At 56.2% G+C, this 19,093-nt stretch carries 15 protein-coding genes; 1 reads left to right on the top strand and 14 read right to left on the bottom strand.

Annotated elements, in window-relative coordinates; translation table 11 throughout:
• From B597_RS33805 to B597_RS33745, 13 genes are all read right to left on the bottom strand, one after another.
• Window positions 1-690: a PP2C family serine/threonine-protein phosphatase gene (locus B597_RS33805; protein WP_024161952.1), complete on the bottom strand. Its 690-nt coding sequence runs from the start codon at window positions 688-690 to the stop codon at window positions 1-3.
• Window positions 690-1,361: a vWA domain-containing protein gene (locus tag B597_RS33800; RefSeq protein WP_003292733.1), complete on the bottom strand. Its 672-nt coding sequence runs from the start codon at window positions 1,359-1,361 to the stop codon at window positions 690-692. The genes B597_RS33805 and B597_RS33800 overlap by 1 nt, the downstream gene beginning before the upstream one ends.
• Before the next feature lie 166 nt (window positions 1,362-1,527).
• Window positions 1,528-3,324 carry a GmrSD restriction endonuclease domain-containing protein gene (locus B597_RS33795; protein WP_024161951.1) on the bottom strand — a complete coding sequence of 599 codons (1,797 nt, stop codon included), beginning with the start codon at window positions 3,322-3,324 and terminating at the stop codon, window positions 1,528-1,530.
• A 30-nt stretch (window positions 3,325-3,354) separates the two neighbouring features.
• On the bottom strand, window positions 3,355-4,329 hold the full coding sequence (locus B597_RS33790; RefSeq protein ID WP_024161950.1) for a 5'-nucleotidase: 975 nt from the start codon (window positions 4,327-4,329) through the stop codon (window positions 3,355-3,357).
• Window positions 4,330-4,352: 23 nt separating this feature from the next.
• Window positions 4,353-5,054 carry a GTPase family protein gene (locus B597_RS33785; protein ID WP_003292736.1) on the bottom strand — a complete coding sequence of 234 codons (702 nt, stop codon included), beginning with the start codon at window positions 5,052-5,054 and terminating at the stop codon, window positions 4,353-4,355.
• 3 nt (window positions 5,055-5,057) lie between these two features.
• Window positions 5,058-5,921, bottom strand: coding sequence for a GTPase family protein (locus B597_RS33780; RefSeq protein WP_003292737.1), 864 nt, complete (start codon window positions 5,919-5,921; stop codon window positions 5,058-5,060).
• A gap of 138 nt (window positions 5,922-6,059) precedes the next feature.
• Complete coding sequence (locus tag B597_RS33775) at window positions 6,060-7,202, bottom strand: restriction endonuclease subunit S (RefSeq protein ID WP_003292738.1); 1,143 nt, start codon at window positions 7,200-7,202, stop codon at window positions 6,060-6,062.
• Window positions 7,202-8,785, bottom strand: coding sequence for a type I restriction-modification system subunit M (locus B597_RS33770; protein WP_003292739.1), 1,584 nt, complete (start codon window positions 8,783-8,785; stop codon window positions 7,202-7,204). Before B597_RS33770 ends, B597_RS33775 begins: the two co-directional genes overlap by 1 nt.
• A 32-nt stretch (window positions 8,786-8,817) precedes the next feature.
• On the bottom strand, window positions 8,818-12,201 hold the full coding sequence (locus tag B597_RS33765; protein ID WP_003292740.1) for a type I restriction endonuclease subunit R: 3,384 nt from the start codon (window positions 12,199-12,201) through the stop codon (window positions 8,818-8,820).
• A gap of 48 nt (window positions 12,202-12,249) precedes the next feature.
• Window positions 12,250-13,710, bottom strand: coding sequence for a sigma-54 interaction domain-containing protein (locus B597_RS33760; protein ID WP_226924965.1), 1,461 nt, complete (start codon window positions 13,708-13,710; stop codon window positions 12,250-12,252).
• Between the two features lie 246 nt (window positions 13,711-13,956).
• On the bottom strand, window positions 13,957-14,241 hold the full coding sequence (locus tag B597_RS33755; protein WP_003292742.1) for a hypothetical protein: 285 nt from the start codon (window positions 14,239-14,241) through the stop codon (window positions 13,957-13,959).
• A gap of 11 nt (window positions 14,242-14,252) precedes the next feature.
• Window positions 14,253-15,413 (bottom strand): site-specific integrase, encoded by a 1,161-nt coding sequence (locus B597_RS33750; RefSeq protein ID WP_003292743.1) that lies wholly within the window; start codon window positions 15,411-15,413, stop codon window positions 14,253-14,255.
• A complete protein-coding gene (locus tag B597_RS33745) occupies window positions 15,406-15,639 on the bottom strand; it encodes a hypothetical protein (protein WP_003292744.1) in 234 nt (77 codons plus the stop codon). Before B597_RS33745 ends, B597_RS33750 begins: the two co-directional genes overlap by 8 nt.
• Before the next feature lie 148 nt (window positions 15,640-15,787).
• Between B597_RS33745 and B597_RS33740 the strand changes: the two genes are divergently transcribed.
• Entirely contained in the window at window positions 15,788-16,000 is a 213-nt protein-coding gene (locus B597_RS33740; protein WP_003292745.1) for a helix-turn-helix domain-containing protein, read from the top strand.
• Window positions 16,001-16,018: 18 nt separating this feature from the next.
• Here the strand turns inward: B597_RS33740 and B597_RS33735 are convergent, their stop codons facing one another.
• Window positions 16,019-19,078, bottom strand: coding sequence for a tyrosine-type recombinase/integrase (locus B597_RS33735; RefSeq protein ID WP_003292746.1), 3,060 nt, complete (start codon window positions 19,076-19,078; stop codon window positions 16,019-16,021).
• Between the last annotated feature and the right edge of the window lie 15 nt (window positions 19,079-19,093).

Below are 19,093 nucleotides of genomic sequence, written 5' to 3'. Positions count from 1 at the left end.
TCAATCCGTTCTGAATATTCCAGCGATTGTCTTGTCATCGCCATGACGTGGAGTGGACCACCCGTTTAATTCCCGGGTCAGCCACTGGCGCATGCGGCGTTTGCTAATGCTCAGCTGACGTTGATAAATCGCATCGAAGAATGGTTCCAGTTGTTCCGGAATCAGGTCATCCGAGATGCCATCGGTCATCAGCAACACGCCGTCACCGGCCTGGCACAACGCGAAAGTTAGGCTGCAGTCGGCCTCTGCCGCCTGCGCCAAGGTCGTGGTCTGGTTGCCAAAGCCTTGGCGCGCATCAGTTACGATTCTGAACACACCCTGACTCCTGACTAGCAATAAGCCATCGCCAGCCTGGCCCGCCACGCCGTGACCCTGATCGTTTACCCTGGCCCAGAGGCAGGTTGTTTCATGCAGCTGATAGCGCTCACCAAAGTGAGCCAGCCAGGCATCACGCAGGTTGTGGGCTACCGACTCATGGGCAATGCCACGCTGTTGGCGGGCGAGTTGCTTGAACAGTTGCACGGCTTTACGCGAACCCAGATGGCTAAGCGGGCGGCTGCCCAGTCCGTCAGCCACTGCAATGCACCACCCGCCTGTGAGGCCGCTGACGCACAGGGCATCCTGATTCGGTGAGCCATCCAAAAAATGAGCAGGGCCCCGCACCGAAGCCCCGCTTGCCAACAAGCGCATCAGAACTCCCAGTCTTGATCGTCAGAGCTGGGGATCTGCAAGGGAGTTGATTGATTAGGCGTGGCCGACTGGCTGCGCGCGCTGACGCTCATAGTTACTGCGCGGAAGAACCGATATATATCGCCCGCATTTTCAGCGCGGAACAATGGGGCCTCTGGGTCATTGGCGAAGTCGCCGAGCATGGCTTCATCCGCATCAGCACCAATAGCCATGGCAAAGCGAGTGGCCTTTGAAGAGCGTTCGCCATTGATCAGCCGAGCAAAGGGGCCTTGCCAGTCATCATTCGGGTAACCGTCGGAAGCCAACACGATTACCGGCTTGTAGGCACGGGAGGGGATGCAGTCCTTGTCTTCGATCATGTCGCAGGCAAGCGTCAACGCACCGCCCAGCGGAGTCATTCCGTCTGCCACAAGCGGGGTAAAGCTTTTTAGCTGATGAGCGGGGGTTAGCGGGAGGTTCAACTCAGCCTGACTGCCGCCAAAGGTGATCAAGCTGACCTGCAGCTCTGCACGCAGACGGCTTTCGCCAGCAAAGCTGTTGATCATGTCCTTGAGCCCCTTGTTAAGGGCTTCGATCTTGCCGTCGACCGACATACTGCCGCTAGTGTCGGCCAATACGATGATCGGCAGCGGGCGAGCGGTTTGGACTTGGAATTTTTTGAGTTCTGACATTTTCATACTTCCTTGGTAATCAGGTGTTTCTATCCTTTAGCGCATTCCGTGCCAACTCATGTGTTCCTTTGAAAACAGCATGTTATGCACTCGGAAAGGCTGAGGGCATTGCGACATAAGTAATATTTCTTATGCAGCTGAAAATTTATTTACACCACATGACCGCTTACAACCCCCAGTAATACTGCTTGATCTTCTGCGCCATCAGTCGGCGGCGTTCGGTGAGGAAGGTTTCGAACTGCTCAGGCTGATAGGCAGCGAGGTCATCCGGGAGGCAGTTGGCCGCCAGGTTGGCCTTAAGGGCATCCAGGCTGATGATCGCACCGTAGTGCGCAGCGCCTTGCTGACACTGGTCAAAGACCTTCGCCATATAAGCGGCCGGGGCGGTGTCGCCGATCTTGATGTTCACTTCCTGCTGCACGTACACGTAGTTGGCCACTTGGTTGTACTTGCTTCTGAGCAGCCCCCGCTGCTTGAGGAAGTTCTTCGGGAAGATGTGGTGGATGTCACCGTGGTGCGTGAGCATGTCGCGCACGGTGATGTCCTTGGACAGGAAGCCCTTGTCACCGCGATTGGCCTGTGCGGCCCAGAACACCTTGATAGCCGGGGCGTTGACGGACGAGGTGTTCAAGGCCTGCGGCAGACCGAAGTCCCAGAAGGCATCAGACAGTTCAGCCGCTTCGATATCAGCCAGTACGTCAGCAAATGCTCGCTCGTGCACGGCCTTGATGTCCTTGTCGAACCTGGACTCCGGCGAACCCGAATAGCGCCCGGTAAGCAGCGACATCACGAACCAGCGGCGCACCCAGCTTTCGATATTGGGGTTGTTGCCCAGGTCGCGTTTGAGCTTGAGGTACAGCACATAGGCGAAGTTCAGCGCGTTGACCGAGCCGATCATGGAGCTGTCCACGTAGCCGGCCGAACGGATGATCATCAGGAAGCGTTTGAAGTGCGTTTCATTGATGAACTCCCTGACCCCTTCGCTCAGGGTCTTGAAGGACGCTTCTTCGATTTCCTTCTCGTAGCTACGCGTCTCGAAGTTACGGCCAGAGAGCAGCCCTACCAGATCCGACAGCCGTCCACGATTGAACTTGGTGGTGAAGGCCACGCGCAGCATGTCCGAGTAGCTGGGGTCGTAGAGGTCGTCGTTTTCACTCTTCAGCCAGCGCATAGCTTTGAAGTATTCGGTCTGCACGAAGGTCTTATCGTTGTTCTCGATATGCGCGTAGAACTCCGGCGCAATGGACAGGTGGCAGAAGTAGTCGATGGCCTTGCGCAGGGTGTTGCCATCGAACTCCTCGTTAGCGGCGATCTTCGACATGACAAAGTCCGCCTGGCTAAGCACCACACCCTTGGAGTTGATGCGGATAAAGATCTCGGTGACCGTCTCGATATCCAGATCTGCCGCCAGCTCGATCAGGCCGATCTGCTTCTTGGTGATATCGCACAACCGGTCCAGCCGCTCGTAAAGCAGGTCTTCATCGACGTCAGGGTTTAGCTCCAGGTAGTCGCGACCGACCTTATGTGCCTTATGTTCACCGTTAACGATGGGCGCGATATCAGCAAACCAGGCTTTGTCCTTCTCAATGGCCGGGTTACTGACCTCGAAGCGTTCTTCGATGGGGTGGAAGGCGATGCGGATACGCACCTGCTGGTAATCCTGATTGACCACCTGCTGCCCGGCGATGGCGGCTGTCAGCGCCGTGACCCGCTGCTGGCCATCGATCAACACCTTCTTGCCCTCGGCCAGCGAGCCGTCTTTCAGCTTCACCGTCGGGTTGCGCCAGGCAATGATGTAACCCACCGGAAAGCCCTGATACAGGCTGTCCATCAGGTCACGCACTTTGGTGGCATCCCACACGAACGGCCGCTGAATTTCCGGTATGGCAATCTCCCCGGATTTCACCCAAGTCAGCAAGGTTTCGATCAGGTGCTGATTAACGGAGTACTTCTGCGCTGACATGGGCATTCCTTTGCATGCGTAAAAACGAATCTACCCGCTTGCCGCAGGTAGCAGATCTACCAGGCCCGAGCGGGAAAGGTATGGCACTTTGCCAGAGGGTACCAGATTGGCAGCGGCTTCCAAGTGCACATCCTGGTCGTCGAAGAAGATGTGCGGGTTGAAGGCGCGAAGGACTTTGGGCTTGCCAACACCCCCCAAAAAGAACGCCTCATCGACATACACACCCCAGGCACGCAGGGTGTTAATGACGCGCATCTCAGATGGAGAGTTGCGTGCGGTAACGATGGCGATTCTGATAGGAGAATCCCTGCCACCGGTGGGCAGGCGCTCCTGCAGACGGGCCAACTTTATCAACAAGCTGGCATAGGGGCCCTCATCCATTGGTGTATGTTGCAGCGCATCTTCCTGAGCCTTGAACGCATCCAACCCCTGAGTTTTGTAGACCAGTTCACTGGCGTCGGAGAACAGCACCGCATCACCGTCGAAGGCGATACGCACCTGTCCCTCGGGGATTTGCGGGGCATTAGCCGGCGGGGCCTTAAGGATTGCTGCGGCGCACTGCCGGGAGTCGATGACCTTTTGCGCGTCCTCCACATTCGTGGTCAGAAACAGGTCCACATCGAAGGCGTCCATATAGTCGGCCACCGATTCGCCGCCGGTAAAAGCTGAACGGGTGATTGCCAACTGATCGCGGCGAATGGTCTTGAGCACTCGAATACCGGTGTCCGGGCTGTTGCGCGACATCACCACTACCTCAACCAGCGGGGAGGTGTCTTCAGCTTTCATATGTCGGTTGAGGTCAAGCAATGCCTTGACCAGGTGATACCCGGTGCCAGGCACCAGTGGCTCGTCCTCGCGCTCCTGCATATAGCGACGGTAGTTGTCGATCACGCTTTCCGGGTCAGCCTCCAGTGCCGCCTTGAACATCTGATCGGACTCGCTCATATCGAACAGAGCAGTTGCCGAGATGCCCACAACCAAGGTGTTGCTCAAATCAAGCGCCATAGAGTTAGTCCTTGTTTCAGCAATTACTCACCGAGTGCAACACGAACGATTTCATTACTCAGTACAGCCATGTTCCACCCCGTCTCAGCCGAATAAGGCACAACCGGATGATGTGGCGAAAACACCTTGGTAACCTCGCGCAGCTTCAGGTCGATATTTGTTAGTTGCTCAGCTGTTGGAGCCTGATGCAGATGACGAGTGATGGGCTCAACTTTGTCGCATTGCCCAAGCGCGTAAATGACTTTGCGCTTAAGCTCTGAGGCCTGGGTCAAATGTCTTACTGCCTGCTCGTCTACGGCATAGTCCCGAGTATCAGCCCTAAGCACATGGACGATCGCGGAAGCATAACTAAAAAAATCAGAATAAAGCTTTAAGTACTCCACATCGCGCTCAAGGCTTTCACCTATACCCGGAAAATCGCCCAATGACAGCCAATAGTTATTACCAATATGAAAGTCGAGACATTGGCACTCGCGGGCACACGCCTCTACGTCACTGGTTTCAAGAATAGGCCGACCGATCAGGGCGTTAACTGTGGTGGACTTGCCATAGCCAGACTTTCCGATAAATAAAACCATTCGCTCCAAGTATCCAAGCCCCGTCGTTTGATCGACCCACTTATGCCAGCCGAAACGATCGGCGTCTTTAAATTGGTCAAACGCGGGGAAGCGCTTTGAGAGCTCGCTGATATCACCGCGGTGGAGGCGGTACTTAGTTATATCCACTGACTACCACCAGCTGAATATTTTGTTCAACACCTTTGTTACCAGCTTTACTGCAGCCTTCGCGATTGGCGCAACAGGAATAATATCGGTCACTATGTTAAATATCTCGCCAATCAAACCATCCTTGGCCTCTGCTTTTGAGTTTTCAGAGCGGTTTTCAGCCTTAACAGAATCAAGAACAATTGCTTTCTTATCCGCCGGCAGGACCTCAATAATCTTTTCAACCAGCTGAACGAGCCCATATTTTTCATTGGCCGATACTGGGATCACGCACGAGTAGGGCAAATCAAAAATCTTTGCCACACTCATACGCTTTTGTTCGATATTTTCTGCCTGCTTGGCCCCTGGCTTTTGAGCTCTTTCATCCCACTCGCGAAACGGCTCAATCTTATCGACTTGATTGAGAGCAATAATAAATGGACGCCCTTTATCAATATAAGGCCTCACCAGACTCTTATAGAATGTTTCATCTGATGAGAACGCCCGATCATCGCCCTTAATTACCCACAGCACCAGATCAAGCTCAGGCAGTATAGAACGGTAAAGCTCGGCATACTCCTTATCCCGCTCATTGCTTTCACCAACGCCGGGCACATCCAGCAGTTTAATGCCTTTACCACCGATATCGAGGATGACTTCCTGCGGCTTACGCGTGCAGCCGGCAATATCGCTGATCTCGCACACGTCTTTGCCGAATACCGCATTGCACAGACTGGACTTGCCCGCGCCGGTCTTACCAAAAACACCGACTACCGGTTGGTAATTTAGAACGCTATTGATCCGACTGAATATCTTCCCAATAAAATCAGCACCAATTTGACTATCTTGCTTCAGTGCATCTTCGAGTAATTTGCTGTGATCACTCATCTTTATTTTCCTTTAATACGTTATTTAAGGCAGAAGCCGTGGCAACTCATGGCTGCGTCGATGGGATAACCCTGGTGGCGCGATAGCCGAAAAAATGGGTAAGTTTGACGGACTTGAGGCGCATGGGGATTACCTTATCTACAGCTGGCCGGAAAAGGCTTTTTGGCTTAGCGCATCGAATGCATTACCTAATGCATCGCTGGAGCTGGCTATCTTCTCCTCAATGGCAAGAATGCCGGCCACCATTGAACTGAACTGTTCTTGCTCTGACTTTGGCGGAACGGGAATCAAAAGTGCCCTGAGAATTTCAAGATTGATATTTTTTTGAGCAGCCTGAGGGGCATTCTCTTCTAAGTTTTTCTGTAAAAAGCCCAGCCAGTGCTGAACATACTCAACAGTCACATGCTTATTCGGAATAAATCCAACCACGCTATCAGGGAAGCAAGCCGGAAAAGTCAAAATTCCCGTTTTAGCAATATTCGCCGCAATTGTTATGCATAGCGTGCCGGCATCCCATTTCTTGCTCTGCGCCAAGCCAAGATCGGAGTATGTTGCGGAGTGCTCTTTGATATACCCCCGAGAGTTCGCCACCTCGCCGGTTTGGATTAGCGGATGAATACCTCCCAAAAGAGCTGGATCATTTCTCGGCCTGTGCCTTGATTTACCTCTATCTAGAGTGCCGACCGCTGAAAACGGCAACAGATCCCATCCCTTCGGATTGGTCACCGGGTCGCCGAACATGTCCAGAAACACGGCGCGGAGGAAGTCGTCGGCGAGCTGGATGGCTTGCTGGCGTTTGCGGCGGATGGCGTCGGCCTTGTCGAGGATGGCAGCGATGCGCTTTTGTTCGGGCAGGGGTGGGAGGGGGATTTCTACTGCTTCAAGCTTGCCTTTAGTAATGTGCTTAAGGCCAACTCCGCCATGAGCCTGGTCAATAATCAAGTCCAGCTTAGAGTTTATTGCATATCGAAGATAGTTTTTGTCGATATGACGTTCATCAATATCAACCCTAAAAATGTGTTGATTTAAAAAGCCCTTGCCCCGATTCCAAAAGAATGCACCAAAGGAAGTCCCTGGGGTACCAGACCAAGAAAAAAGTAAGTCCCCCGAATCAACATGAAATCTTTTTTCCACCTCAAAATCGCAGTAATTGAAAGGTTTACTTTCATCATTCAGATTTTGGATTCGAACAATAGGAGTGCCCGAGGCGGACCACTCCTCCGGCTTAAATGCTCTCCCGTTCTGAAGGCTGCATACACTCCCAAAAGGAACGAGATTCATCACAGCAACCTCTCCAGCTCATCCAGATCCGCCATGATTTCCTGCTCCAACCCTTTTAGCCGTTGCAGAATCACCTTCGGGTCCTCGTACTGCTCCTGCTGGTACTCCACTTCCTTGTAGCGGTTGATGGAGAGGTCGTACTTGTTGGCAGCGATATCCTCGGCGGACACGACAAAGGCCTTTTTGCGCTTGTCGCCGAACAGGGTGTTGATGGTGCTGGCGCTAACGTTGCCCTCGACCATCTGCCGGTATTTGTGCCATTGGGCGATGGCATCGGGCAGGTCGTTGCTGCCCTCGCCTTTCAGCTCGGTGCGTTTGTCATCCAGCGAGTAGCCGTCGGCCTGCAGGTCGTAGAACCACACACGCTCGGTGGTGCCGCCCTTGGTGAAAATCAGGATGGCGGTGCTGACACCCGCGTAGGGTTTGAATACGCCGCTGGGCAGGCTGACGATGCCTTCCAACTGGTTGTTGTCGAGCAGCTCCTGGCGCAGTTGCTGGTGGGCCTTGGATGAGCCGAACAGCACGCCGTCCGGCACGATCACGGCGGCGCGGCCACCGAGCTTGAGCGAGCGGAGGATATGGGCGACGAACAGCAACTCGGTCTTCTTGGTTTTCACCAGGCCGAGCACGTCGGGGTTGGTGTTGGTTTCATCCAGGCTGCCTTTGAACGGCGGGTTGGCCAGCACCACGTCGAAGAAGTCCTGCTCCTGACGCGGGTAGTGCTCCTTGATGGATTTGCTCAAGGTGTCCTGGTAGCGGATGTTCGCGCCGTTCACGCCGTGCAGCATCATGTTCATGCTGGAGACGCGCAGCATGGTGGTGTCGAAGTCAAAGCCCCAGAACATCTGGCTGTTGATGTGCTGGCGGTAAGGTTCGAGCAGGTCGCCGGAGTAATGCAGGTTGCCGTCTTCGTCGGTGAAGGTGCCTTCCGGGCTGGAATGCACGCGGTTGAGGTATTCCATGGTGCGGGCGAGAAAGCCGGCGGTGCCGCAGGACGGGTCGCAGATCACCTCGGTGGGCTGCGGGGCGATCAGTTCGATCATCGCGTCGATGATATGGCGCGGGGTGCGGAACTGGCCGTTGATGCCGGCGGTGGTGAGCTTGCTGAGCAGGTATTCGTAAATATCGCCCTTTACATCGCTCTGGGTCAGCGGCAGGTCGTTGACCATCTCCACGGCGGAAGTGAGCACGGACTCGTTCTTGATCTCCAGATCGGCGTCCTGCATGTACTCGCTGATATGGCCAAGGCCTTCGCGCTCACCGCCCTCGCCTTCGGCACCACCGAGCTTGGCGAAGAATGGATAGACCTTCTGCTTGAGGTGGCTGTGCAGCTCCTTGCCGCTCATGTTGCGGAAGTTCTTCCAGCGCAGCAGTTGGCCTTCCGGCGTATTGGGGAACAGACGGTCGAAGGGCTTGCCGGTGCGGTTGGCTTTGCGCTCGGCCACGTCTTCCTGCATGTCGAGCATGCGGGCGAACATCAGGTAGCTGATCTGTTCGATCACAGTCAGCGGGTTGGTGATGCCGCCCGTCCAGAATTTTTCCCAGAGCTTGTCGATATCGTTGCGGATTTTGCCGGTGAGCATTCAGTGGTCTCGATCTGTAGGTTGTACGGCCATCAGGCGGATGTGCCGGGCTGTTCGGGGTTCTTCAAGAAGGGTTTGAGCACGGCCACCAGCTCGGTGACATCGGCGGGGGCGAACACGCCGTCAATGCCCTCGTGGGAGATGCTGGAAAACGGCGCGTCGTAGAGTGTTTCAATCACGATGCTGCCGTGCTGGGCGATGTAGTTTTTCAGCAGGTTCATAAAGCGCACCTGCTGGGCGGTCAGGCTGGGATGGGCATGGAGGAACTGCTTGAAGTGTTCCTCAATGACGTGTGCATCCAGGCCGATGATCTCGCGCACGGTGAGGTGCAGTTGATCCGCTGTGCGACCGTAGAACTCGTTGAGCACCTCCAGGCTGACGCCGGGGTGGCTGGTGAGGATGGTCGAGGTCAGGGTTTTCAGCTCGGTCTCGGCAATGGGTTCGCCCTTGTGGATTTTCTGCAGGGTCGGGTTGGCGGCGAGCATGCCGGCAAGGATGTCCTTGAGGCGGCGGCGGTAGATCATGGCCTCGCTGGCACCGGCAATCACCACCTTGCGCTCGTTCACTTCTACGCCGTCATCGCCAGTAGAAGTGCTGGGCATGTCATAGCCGCCAGTGCTGCCGGTTTGCCGGTATTTCATGATGCCGCGCAGTTCTTGGCGGGAGTTTTCCAGCTTGTCGATGCTCGGCTGCAGCCAGAAGTCGGCGCTGCGTACTTCGGCAATCAGGGCATCCTTCTGGCGTACGGCTTGGATATTCACGGCGAGCTTGTCCAACTCGGCCAGCAGGGCAATTTTGCCGTCCTCGAAGCAGGTGGCCTGCTCGACCAGGCAGCACTGAATACCGGCGATCAGCTTATCCAGCGCAGTGGCGTGTTTGTCGCGCAGCACGCGGGCGGACATCAGCGGGGCAATGGTGTTAGCCAGCAGGTGTTGGGTTTTGCCATCGAACTGTTGCAGCTGCTGGGTTTGCTGCAACTGGTGCACGGCGCGCAGCTCACGCTTTACCGCAACGCTGGTGTCGGGCAGGTCGTTGATATCGGCGCGCAGCAGGGCAATGGCGGCATCAAAGGCAGCGGCATGGTTGTGACGCAGTGCAGCTTGGGCCAGCGCCAAGCGGGCCTCGAAGGTGGTTTGCAGCAGGGATTTGCTGCCGGTGTCTTCCGGCTCCTGATACTCCTGCTCGAAGAAATCGAAGTTGCCGTAGTGGTCGAAAATCAGGAACTCGGTTTTGTGTTTACCGGGGCCAAACAGGTTGGGGCGCAGGCGTGTGCCGCGGCCGATCATCTGCCAGAACTTGACCCAGGATTTGACCGGCTTGGCGAACACCAGGTTGACCACTTCGGGTACGTCGATGCCGGTGTCGAGCATGTCGACCGAAATGGCGATGCGGAAGTCGTTGTCCGGCTTTTTGAATTCCTTGATCAGGGTGTCCACATGCGGGATGGCGTTGTGGATGACCTTGCAGACCTTGGTGCCGTACTGCGGGTAGAGCTTGCAGAAGAGCTTTTCCAGGTGCTCGGCGTGGTCCTGACGCTGGGCGAAGACGATGGTTTTGCCGACCAGTGAGCCAGTCTCATCCTTGATGCCGTTGTTGATCAGGTTTTCCAGGATGATGCGGTCGGTGTCTTCGCTGAAGATTTTGCGGCCAATGTCCTTGCCGGCGATGGTGGTGCGCTTGGCCTCCTCCTCGCCGAGGTCCTCTTCGAGCTGGCGCTTTTGCTCGTCGCTGAGGTCGTTGTAGTGGATGCCGTCGCGTAGGAAGTCCGTGGTGAGGTCCTTCACGCGGAATGGCACCAGATACGGCGGCTCATTATTGATGGCAGCATCGAGGCCGAACTCGAAGGTGGGGTCGGTGGTTTCGCAGTCGAAAATATCGAAGGTGTTGCGGCTGATGAACTTCACCGGCGTGGCGGTGAGGCCGACCTGCAGCGCGTCGAAGTAATCGAACAGGTCGCGGTACTTGTTGTAGATGCTGCGGTGGCTTTCGTCGGCGATGATCAGGTCGAAGAAGCCGACATCGAGTTGGGCGAAGCGGTTCATCATGCCCGGGTAGGTGGCGATGTAGATGCGCGCGGTCTGGTCGACCTTGCCGGTTTCGCCGATCACACAGCGCGGCTCGCTGGGCAGGTTTTGCTTGAAGGCGTCATCGGCCTGCACGCGCAGCTCTTTGCGGTCGCAGAGGAACAGCACGCGTTTGGCCCAGCCGGTACGCAGCAGCAACTCAGCCAAGGCGATGGCCACGCGGGTTTTGCCGGTGCCCGTGGCCTGGATGATCAGGGCTTTGCGGCGCTGCTGCTGGAAGTGCGCGGCGACAGTTTTGATCGCTTCGATCTGGTAGGGGCGGTCGGCAATGCTCAGCTCGGGGTTGTGTTTCTCCAGCGTGGGGACGCGATACTGGCGCTGATAGGCGAGGTATTCCAGGCTGTCCTTGCTGTAGATGCCGTACACCGGGCGATAGGTGTTGTACTGCTTGTCATCCCAGATAAAGGTTTCGTAGCCGTTGCTGTAGAAAATCACCGGGCGCTGCATGCCCATGCGCTCGAAACCGTCGGCGTACATGCGCGCCTGTTCGCGCCCGGCTTGCAGGCTGACATTGCCGGATTTCTTGGCCTCGATCACGGCTAGGGGCTGACCGTTGTCGCCCCATAGCACGTAGTCCGCACGGCCCTTGCCGGAAACGTTGCCGGGGAAGTCGACCTCGACTTCCTGGCCGACCTGCGCGGGATTGCTGACATCCCAACCGGCTTGCAGGAGCATGGCGTCGATCAGCAATGCGCGGGTTTTGGCTTCGTTCCACTGCAGGCTGTCGGCCACCTGCTGGCTCTGCTGCTGACGCTTTTGCTGGTCAGGCTTGGCAGGCGGGTCGACCTTGTCGAGGTGGCGGGTGCGCTCCTGCTCCAGCTTGTCCATCACGCTCTGCAGCGCTTCCTGCTGCTGGTTGAGTTCCTTCTCATAGCTGGAGACGGTTTTCTGCAGACTGGCCAGCATCGCTGTTGGGTCTTTGACCTCGGCAAATGCGGGGATCGCGGCCTGCGCGGTGCCGTAGTACTTGATGGCCATGTACATGGCCAGTTGGTAGGCGGTCTTCAGGGCCAGCTGGGCATTGCGCAAATCACCTTCGGCACCGTGGGCAGTGTCGTTGCCTTGGATGCGCAGGAAGTTGATCTGGTGCACCAGCGGCTTGCTGACGCAATCGACAAACACCGGGTTTTTCACCAGGTCGTAGAAGCTCGACTGCGGCATACGCGGCAGCAGTTCTTCCTTGTAGATGGCTTTGGTCAGCTCTTCGGCAAAGCTGCGCAGACGGGTGAGCGCGCTGCCCGGATCTATGTGCAGGACAGCCTCGGCAAGACCGGCGAGGTTGGCCAGCAGCTCGTTGCCGGGGCGGAGGAACTCGAAGTTGACTGATTTCATAAAGGCGATTCTGTCCATGTCGGTCCTACAGCGAGGACCGTGCCAGTTTTATTCGATACCGTATTTGTCCATCCAGTTGCTCAGCGTTTGCTGGCTTTTGAGGCCTAGCAGGCTGGCCGCCCGGGTCTTGTTATTGCCGGTAAGCGTCAGCGCCTTGCGCAGATAATGCCCTGCCACCTCGGCAATTACCTGTTGCAGATCAATACCTTGGGTAACATCCATGGCCAATACATCGGCCTGCGCTTGCGGCAGCTTGAACAGTGCCTGCTCGATATCGTGGGCAGTAATCAAATCACCCTGACACCAGAGCGCTGCGCGTAACAAAGTGGACTGCAGCTCACGAACGTTGCCACGCCAGGGGTGCTGAAGGATAAGATTTTTTGCTTCTGCGGAAATTTTCTTATCACCCAGACTGGTGTCCTGGCTGGCAATACCTGCCAGCAGCGCTTCGGACAGCAACAGCAGATCCCCTTCGCGCTCTCTAAGCGGCGGCAGGTGCAGTACGCCCACAGCGATGCGATAGAACAGGTCTTCACGGAAGCGCCCGTGAGCAACTTCCTGCATCAGGTTGCGGTGAGTGGCGGTGATCAGCCGCACATCGACCTTGAGTTCCTGGCTGGAGCCTACCGGGGTGAAGGTGCCTTCCTGCAGTACACGCAGCAGTCGCACCTGTACATCCGGCGTCAGCTCACCGAACTCATCGAGAAACAGCGTGCCGCCGTGAGCCTGCTGGAACACCCCAGGCCGATCGGCAATCGCGCCAGTGAATGCGCCCTTCTTGTGGCCAAACAGGGTGGAGTCGATCAGCTCCGGCACGATGGCACCGCAGTTCACCGCAACAAAGGGCGCTGCAGAACGCGGGCCGGCGTTGTGAATGGCGCGGGCAAACAACTCTTTGCCGGTGCCGGTTTCACCGTAGATCAGCACCGGCACCTGCTTCGCCGCGAGTATTTGCGCCTGCGCCTTGAGCACCAGCATGCGCTCGCTCTGCGTCACGATGCTGTCGAAGGCTGCATCCACAGGGGCATCCAGCCCGGCGAGCTGAACCAGCTTGTCGGTGCTGATGGCATTGGCCGCTGGTACATACTCAGCCGCGATTTCAAACGGCACCTCAACCTGCTGCACGCCTTGCTCAAGTGAAGACTGGTAGAAAGTCGCCGGGTATCGCGTTTTGCCCAGCAGAATCCACACCGCTTGCATGGCCGGCGTGCCGGGGCTGAGCAGAATGGAGAGCTGGTTTGCGGGAGTATTGAGGCGCTTTAAATGCTGACTGGCGGCCTGGTAGATCTCCCCGAAATGAACGGGGGAAGACAAGGTCACGTAATGCGCGGTGACGGGTACATCGACCTGCTGGCGGAGCCAGGCTAGGTAGGGTTCGACGCGCTCGGCGGGGTATGAACAAAGCAGCTCGACTTTATCAACAGCCACAGTATTCAGGGTCGCCAGAATCGGGCCAGCCTCAGCACCTGCAACTGCCTTTAGATCATTCCCGCCAACCCAACTGGCCAATACGCGTTGCTTGTTTACCACTGTCCCTGTTCTCCCGGCCTCCCTCTTGCCCATCAGCGGGCAGGAGAAAAATGTGCTCTGGTTCGCGTCCGGATAGTAAACCAATCCTTCAACGCGGGTCTTTAACTGCCTGACTGGATGTTCAAGTTGAGCTGTAGCAACAGCGCGACTTTTGCTCCAAGCAAATATTGGTATGAGCTGCTGCCGGTGTAGAACGATGAAGGGGCCTTTCGGCCCCTTGTGAGCTTAGTTAGCCAACAGGCTTTCAAGCTTCTCGATCAGGTAATCCAGCGGGCTACGCCCCTCCAGGCGTTTTTCGAAAACTTCGTTGCGGTGGTAGGCGACCCAGGTTTCGAGGGCATGCCGGTTATCCTTCTCGTAGCCAGAGCCCAGGATGCAAACAAGCTCAGTGCCATGGGGGGTCTCGAGGTAGTGACTCATGGCTGAAGCCAGATGCTTGAGGTACTTATGCTCGCGAGCCTCCATCGATGGATACAGAGGGGTTACGTTGTCACGTTTGATCAGTTTCATGGTGGAACTCCTCAGGCCTTGAGATTGGCTTTGATTAGGTTGTCGAAGGCACTGCCATCACGCCGCGTCAGGTTGGGGACATAGCGCGAATAGACACGGAACAGCATCTCGGTGGTGGTGTGTCCCATCTGCCGGGCGATCCACTCCGGGTTTTCACCAGCCGCCAGCCAGAGGGTCGCGGCTGTATGGCGGGTTTGGTAGGGACGCCGCCGCCGCAACCCCAGGTGCCGCAGCAGCGGGTACCAAACCCGGTCGTTGATGTTGCGGTATGCGTGCGGCGTGCCTTCGCGGGTGCAGAAGACGAACTGTCCGCTGCCGGTTTTCTCCCGCTGGCCGAGGAGCGCCTGGTAGACCGGCTCGGACATGTCAATTTCACGCTGTGAGCCGTCGTTCTTGGTGTAATCGAGCTTGCCGCCCACCCAGGTTTCACGAATCAGAATCTGCCGCCGCTGAAAGTCGACATACTTCCATTGCAGACCATCAACTTCGGCTGTCCGCATGCCGGTGAAAAAGCGCACGGTGTAGTAGTTGCGGAAGTCCTCACGCACGGCAGCGAGAATCTGCAGCACCTCATCCAGGGTGAAGGGCTCCACGTCTGTCTTGGGGACTTTCAGTGATTTGATGTTGAGATATGGCGAGGTAAACTCGAAGCGGTCAGCTGCCTCACTAAGGATCATGCGCAATGGCGTCATGATGTGGTTGATTCGCGTCGCTGTCAGACTCTGACCTTTCTGCCCGGGGACTTTGCCGAGTGCCGAGCGAAATGACAGAAGTTCTGCTTTGGTGATGGCGCTGACCTCTTTCTTGCCGAACTCAGGCAGCAAATGCTTATCAAGGGTAAGGCGCACGGTTTTGGCGTGCGTATCACGCCACTCGACCCTCATCTCCTCAAACCACAGTTCGGCAAAATCCTTGAACAGTGGTGTTCTCAGCGATGTACAGCCAGCCTGCAGCCGACTGATCTCTTGCACCTTGCTGCTTTGAGGGAAGTAGGTTGCGTAGTCGAAGCAGCCGAGGGTGATTTCCGCCTCTATGCGCTCAAGGATCTTCTCCAGCTTTTTCCGGTTAGTAGGCGTATCAGGCAGCGTGGTCTGCTCACGGCAGCGCTGATCCAGGTAGGTGAAGTCAAAGAACAACTTCTCGTTGTCGGCACGGGCACGAATCTTACCCATGGCAGATACCTCCACCAGCCATCGGAACCAGCCCAGAAGCCCGCGAGAATTTCTGCATGTCTTCTTCGACGGCTTCCCAGATGAAAAGGATCTTGCGGCCGCCAAAGGGACGGAAGTAGTGAATCCCTTCGAGCAGGACTGAATCTTTCAAGCGATTACGGATGGTGCGCGCGTCGTACTTCATGCGCGTGGCCAGTTCCTCGGTAGTCAGGTATGTGTGAGACATGGATATGCCCTCTCTGCTAAATTGAACGACAGCGGATTCTTATGAGCTTCTGAATACTCATAATGATCTCCTGCAGATCAATATAACGCTCATCTTGGGCTTTGCAAGGACAAAATGATCTTCTGTAGATCATTTTTTGGAGATTGGGATGGTCAAGTGCCATTTATCTCGCTTACTCGGCGAGCGGAAACTGAAGATCAGCGACGTGGTCAGGGACACGGGGATCAACCGCGGAACCCTCACGCGGCTCTATCACGAGACCGCGCAGAGGGTGGAGCTCAAGGACCTGGAAACGATCTGCCAGTACCTGAACTGCCAGGTGGGGGATTTGCTGGAATTGCAGGATGATCCGGAGGGCTGAATGCCCTCCGGGACTTGGTCAGGCACGGAAATGCCAGTCGATGGAGGCCATCAGCATCAGGTAGCGCAAGGCCGCGCCGGAGTGATGGTTCTCCTTAGCCTGATCCTTTAACTCAAGCTTCGCCCTTATACCCAAATGTAGATTCGCTACATCGTTGTTCTCAGGCGCGTGCTGAATGAACGGGCGGCGAGTGTTTCCGAGTTGTTGACGCCAGTAAGACTTGGTTGTCTTCGGCTTGTTGGTGTCGTAGACGATCAGCTCTATAGACCGAGCCGGAACACCTATAACACTGAGAAGCCATAGGTAGTCTTGGGCATGGCCCTCGTCACAATCACGCTGGAATCGTAGCGTGGTTTCAGTCAGCCAGCAGCGCTCAACAAAATCATCAATCACGCGCTGGGCGCGTTCGCTGTCGGGACCTTCGAGCAGTTCGTAGAGGCGCTGCGCATACTCGGCCACTGCGACGCGGCCCCCATGCTTTGGAGGCGATGGCAGCAGCGACAGATACGACGAACCTTCTGCATGCAGAGCAGGTTGGAGCCTGTGTTTTGGGCTTGCGCTGCTTGCTCCCGGTCGCTGCTGCATATCGCGGATACAGCGTGCCCGCTCAAGCATCATTTCTCGTTCATCAGCAGAAAACTCGATCCAATCGAGATTGACCTCTCGACCCGTCTGCTCGGCATATGAGGTATACGCCAGCATCGACTCGATAGTCTGAATTCGCCCAATCGCCCAGTTCTGCTCCACCTGTTGAGCCGGGCTTGGACGCGCCTTCTTCCGAGTGCGCTTGCACTCTTTAATTGGCCTAATGCGACCGATGATGTTGAGTAGCAGTTGGCACTCAACCGGAATGCCATCATTGGGCTCAGCACTCATAGTGGGCTGGCTCACCTCGGCTATCTTGGCAACGTTTGCGGCATTGAATAGCCAATGCTGGGGATTCCATTGCCACATCATGGCCATGCCCTGCGGCAGGCTATGCACGTAGTGCAACAGAGTAGTTTTTGGGCTGCTGTGCCCGAGGATGGCACTGACAATATGGACGATTCGCCGGGTGGGGCCCTCATTCGGCAGCAGTGCTTTGCGCAATCTGAGGTCATCCCTTAGCCAGCGCGTGGTTAGGGGCAGATCACGGAAAATCAGCTCTGGTGAGAGCCGGTTGTGCGCCACCATCAGCTTGAAAAAAAGCCAGGTAGCGCAGGAATGGCGCAGGTGATGGTAATGCAGGGACTCAGAACCAGTAACCGCGCGCATGCAGTTATGCAGGGCCGGGAACAGGCAACTCTCGCTGATCCACTGCGTTTTTAGCTGCGGGATACAGAAAAGGAATTCCGACGTTGGATTTTGGTTTTCTTCGTATTGTCGCTCTCGATACCAGTCAATCAGCAGCGTGAGTTCATCGGGCTCAAGCAACTCACGTAGTGGCAAACGCCGAACGGCATTCTGGGTTTTCAATCCGCGGTGTGCATGGGGACGGATGAGCAGATCAACTGGCAGTTCCATTCCGACCAATTCATTGCTGGATAGCCTGCGCATGTTCGGGCGCCGTGCCTGAATACGTGCTGTTTCCTCTATCGACAACTCGGGCAGATGCAAATCACGTAGGCGAAGCTTGAGAGCCTCGTTACGCCGCAGCCCCAGTCGAAACCCCAGAAACAGTAGGATTCTGGCTGCAGTGACCAGGCGTGGCGAGCGCAGCTCCAGCCCGCAGGTGCCGAGCGCCTGTAGAACCGTCTGGTACTGGTCCTCGCTGATAATACGGGCATCCACACGGGTCACGCCTTTACCGATTCCTAGGATTGAGTAGGGGCTGATTGGCGGATAGCTGTAGCGGCGCTGCAGGAACGTGTGAAACTCATGAATTGCCTTGGCCAGGGTGCGCCGTTTGCCATCTGTGGCCTGAGCATCAAGTGAGGATTCATACACGATTTCCAGCGCGCCAATTTCGAGCTCGAAAATACTTGTGCCATCTAGCTGCGACGTAAGTGCTGCGCCTAGTACTCGGGTATATCGATCTATGGTGCTGCGCCCGGCACTGTGGCCGTATGCAGAGGCGCCGCCCAGCATGTAGGCAATCCAACTCTGGATTAGGCCGGGAAGCTCTCCGGAACCCTCTGCCTGCAACGGCATCTCGATGGGCAGGTTATCCCGGACCCGATCGCGCAGCTCCAGCAACCATGCGGGTGGGTCAGGGCTATCCTCAGGTCCATCCGAAACAGATTCATCGTCATAAGTCCCCGCCGGATCCTCGAGATCCTCTTGGCCGCAGATATTGCCCCACGATGAGGGGCGCAGGGATTGAGAGACAAACTCTTGTCGGCAAGCAAAATTCACCAGCACCTGCGGAAGCCGCAGTTGCATTTGCATCCTAAACAGATCAAACAGCTCACTAAGATTTTGTGGCTGATCCTGTTCAGGTATATCGACCTTCCTCAGAAATGCATCCACACAGCGCATGTGCCAATTCCTACGATGCATCTTGTAACTGCTTTTTTGAACATCATCCGCGCAGCGAATTAACAGGGCCAGCGTGGCGGGGTCAGGGAACCACTGCCGAAATTCCGCGCCGGTCTTGCCACGGATTGATAAAGGCAGACGTATCTCGGGAATTCCCGCCACCCACTCAATGCTTTCCAACGATGAGCCGAGCATCGCATTCAGCTGAGCCACATCGAGCAATCCGCCGCTGTAGGCTGCGCTCAGCAGCAGTAGACCGATACGCTCTTCTCTACTCAGCGCGTCGAGATCCATTTTCAGGCCCTGTTGCAGAGCTTGAACCAGTTGGCCGCTGCGTTGAATTCTCTCGGCTGTGTAGACGTCCGGATTGATCGGGTTCGCTGCCCGCTTGATGGCAATAGCAATTCGCGCTAACGGGAACCCTGGAATCTGATCTCTGATTCGTTGGGTGATGCTACGCAATACGTTACGCAGCGTGTGATTCGTGCCGAGCCACGCCTCAAATTCACGTACGTGCGCCTTCGAAATCCCGGATATGCCACTTTCACTCAGTAGCCATCTTCCGAACGCTGTGCCTGACTCCGCAGCCTTCGATTTCAGAAGTGCCCGCATCTCAGGCATCCATTCCGGCTCATG

It is taken from the genome of Stutzerimonas stutzeri KOS6 (assembly GCF_000307775.2).
Lineage (GTDB): Bacteria > Pseudomonadota > Gammaproteobacteria > Pseudomonadales > Pseudomonadaceae > Stutzerimonas > Stutzerimonas stutzeri_B.
Note: the sequence above shows the minus strand (reverse complement) of the source record. Positions and strands in the feature narration are given on the sequence as shown.

What these genes read in the sequence shown, in the direction of transcription:
- B597_RS33745 (WP_003292744.1), bottom strand. Translation starts at nt 15,639, where the DNA reads ATGTCTCACACATACCTGACTACCGAGGAACTGGCCACGCGCATGAAG.
- B597_RS33740 (WP_003292745.1), top strand. Translation starts at nt 15,788, where the DNA reads ATGGTCAAGTGCCATTTATCTCGCTTACTCGGCGAGCGGAAACTGAAG.
- B597_RS33780 (WP_003292737.1), bottom strand. Translation starts at nt 5,921, where the DNA reads ATGAGTGATCACAGCAAATTACTCGAAGATGCACTGAAGCAAGATAGT.
- B597_RS33750 (WP_003292743.1), bottom strand. Translation starts at nt 15,413, where the DNA reads ATGGGTAAGATTCGTGCCCGTGCCGACAACGAGAAGTTGTTCTTTGAC.
- B597_RS33800 (WP_003292733.1), bottom strand. Translation starts at nt 1,361, where the DNA reads ATGTCAGAACTCAAAAAATTCCAAGTCCAAACCGCTCGCCCGCTGCCG.
- B597_RS33765 (WP_003292740.1), bottom strand. Translation starts at nt 12,201, where the DNA reads ATGAAATCAGTCAACTTCGAGTTCCTCCGCCCCGGCAACGAGCTGCTG.
- B597_RS33770 (WP_003292739.1), bottom strand. Translation starts at nt 8,785, where the DNA reads ATGCTCACCGGCAAAATCCGCAACGATATCGACAAGCTCTGGGAAAAA.
- B597_RS33775 (WP_003292738.1), bottom strand. Translation starts at nt 7,202, where the DNA reads ATGAATCTCGTTCCTTTTGGGAGTGTATGCAGCCTTCAGAACGGGAGA.
- B597_RS33795 (WP_024161951.1), bottom strand. Translation starts at nt 3,324, where the DNA reads ATGTCAGCGCAGAAGTACTCCGTTAATCAGCACCTGATCGAAACCTTG.
- B597_RS33790 (WP_024161950.1), bottom strand. Translation starts at nt 4,329, where the DNA reads ATGGCGCTTGATTTGAGCAACACCTTGGTTGTGGGCATCTCGGCAACT.
- B597_RS33805 (WP_024161952.1), bottom strand. Translation starts at nt 690, where the DNA reads ATGCGCTTGTTGGCAAGCGGGGCTTCGGTGCGGGGCCCTGCTCATTTT.
- B597_RS33755 (WP_003292742.1), bottom strand. Translation starts at nt 14,241, where the DNA reads ATGAAACTGATCAAACGTGACAACGTAACCCCTCTGTATCCATCGATG.
- B597_RS33735 (WP_003292746.1), bottom strand. Translation starts at nt 19,078, where the DNA reads ATGCCTGAGATGCGGGCACTTCTGAAATCGAAGGCTGCGGAGTCAGGC.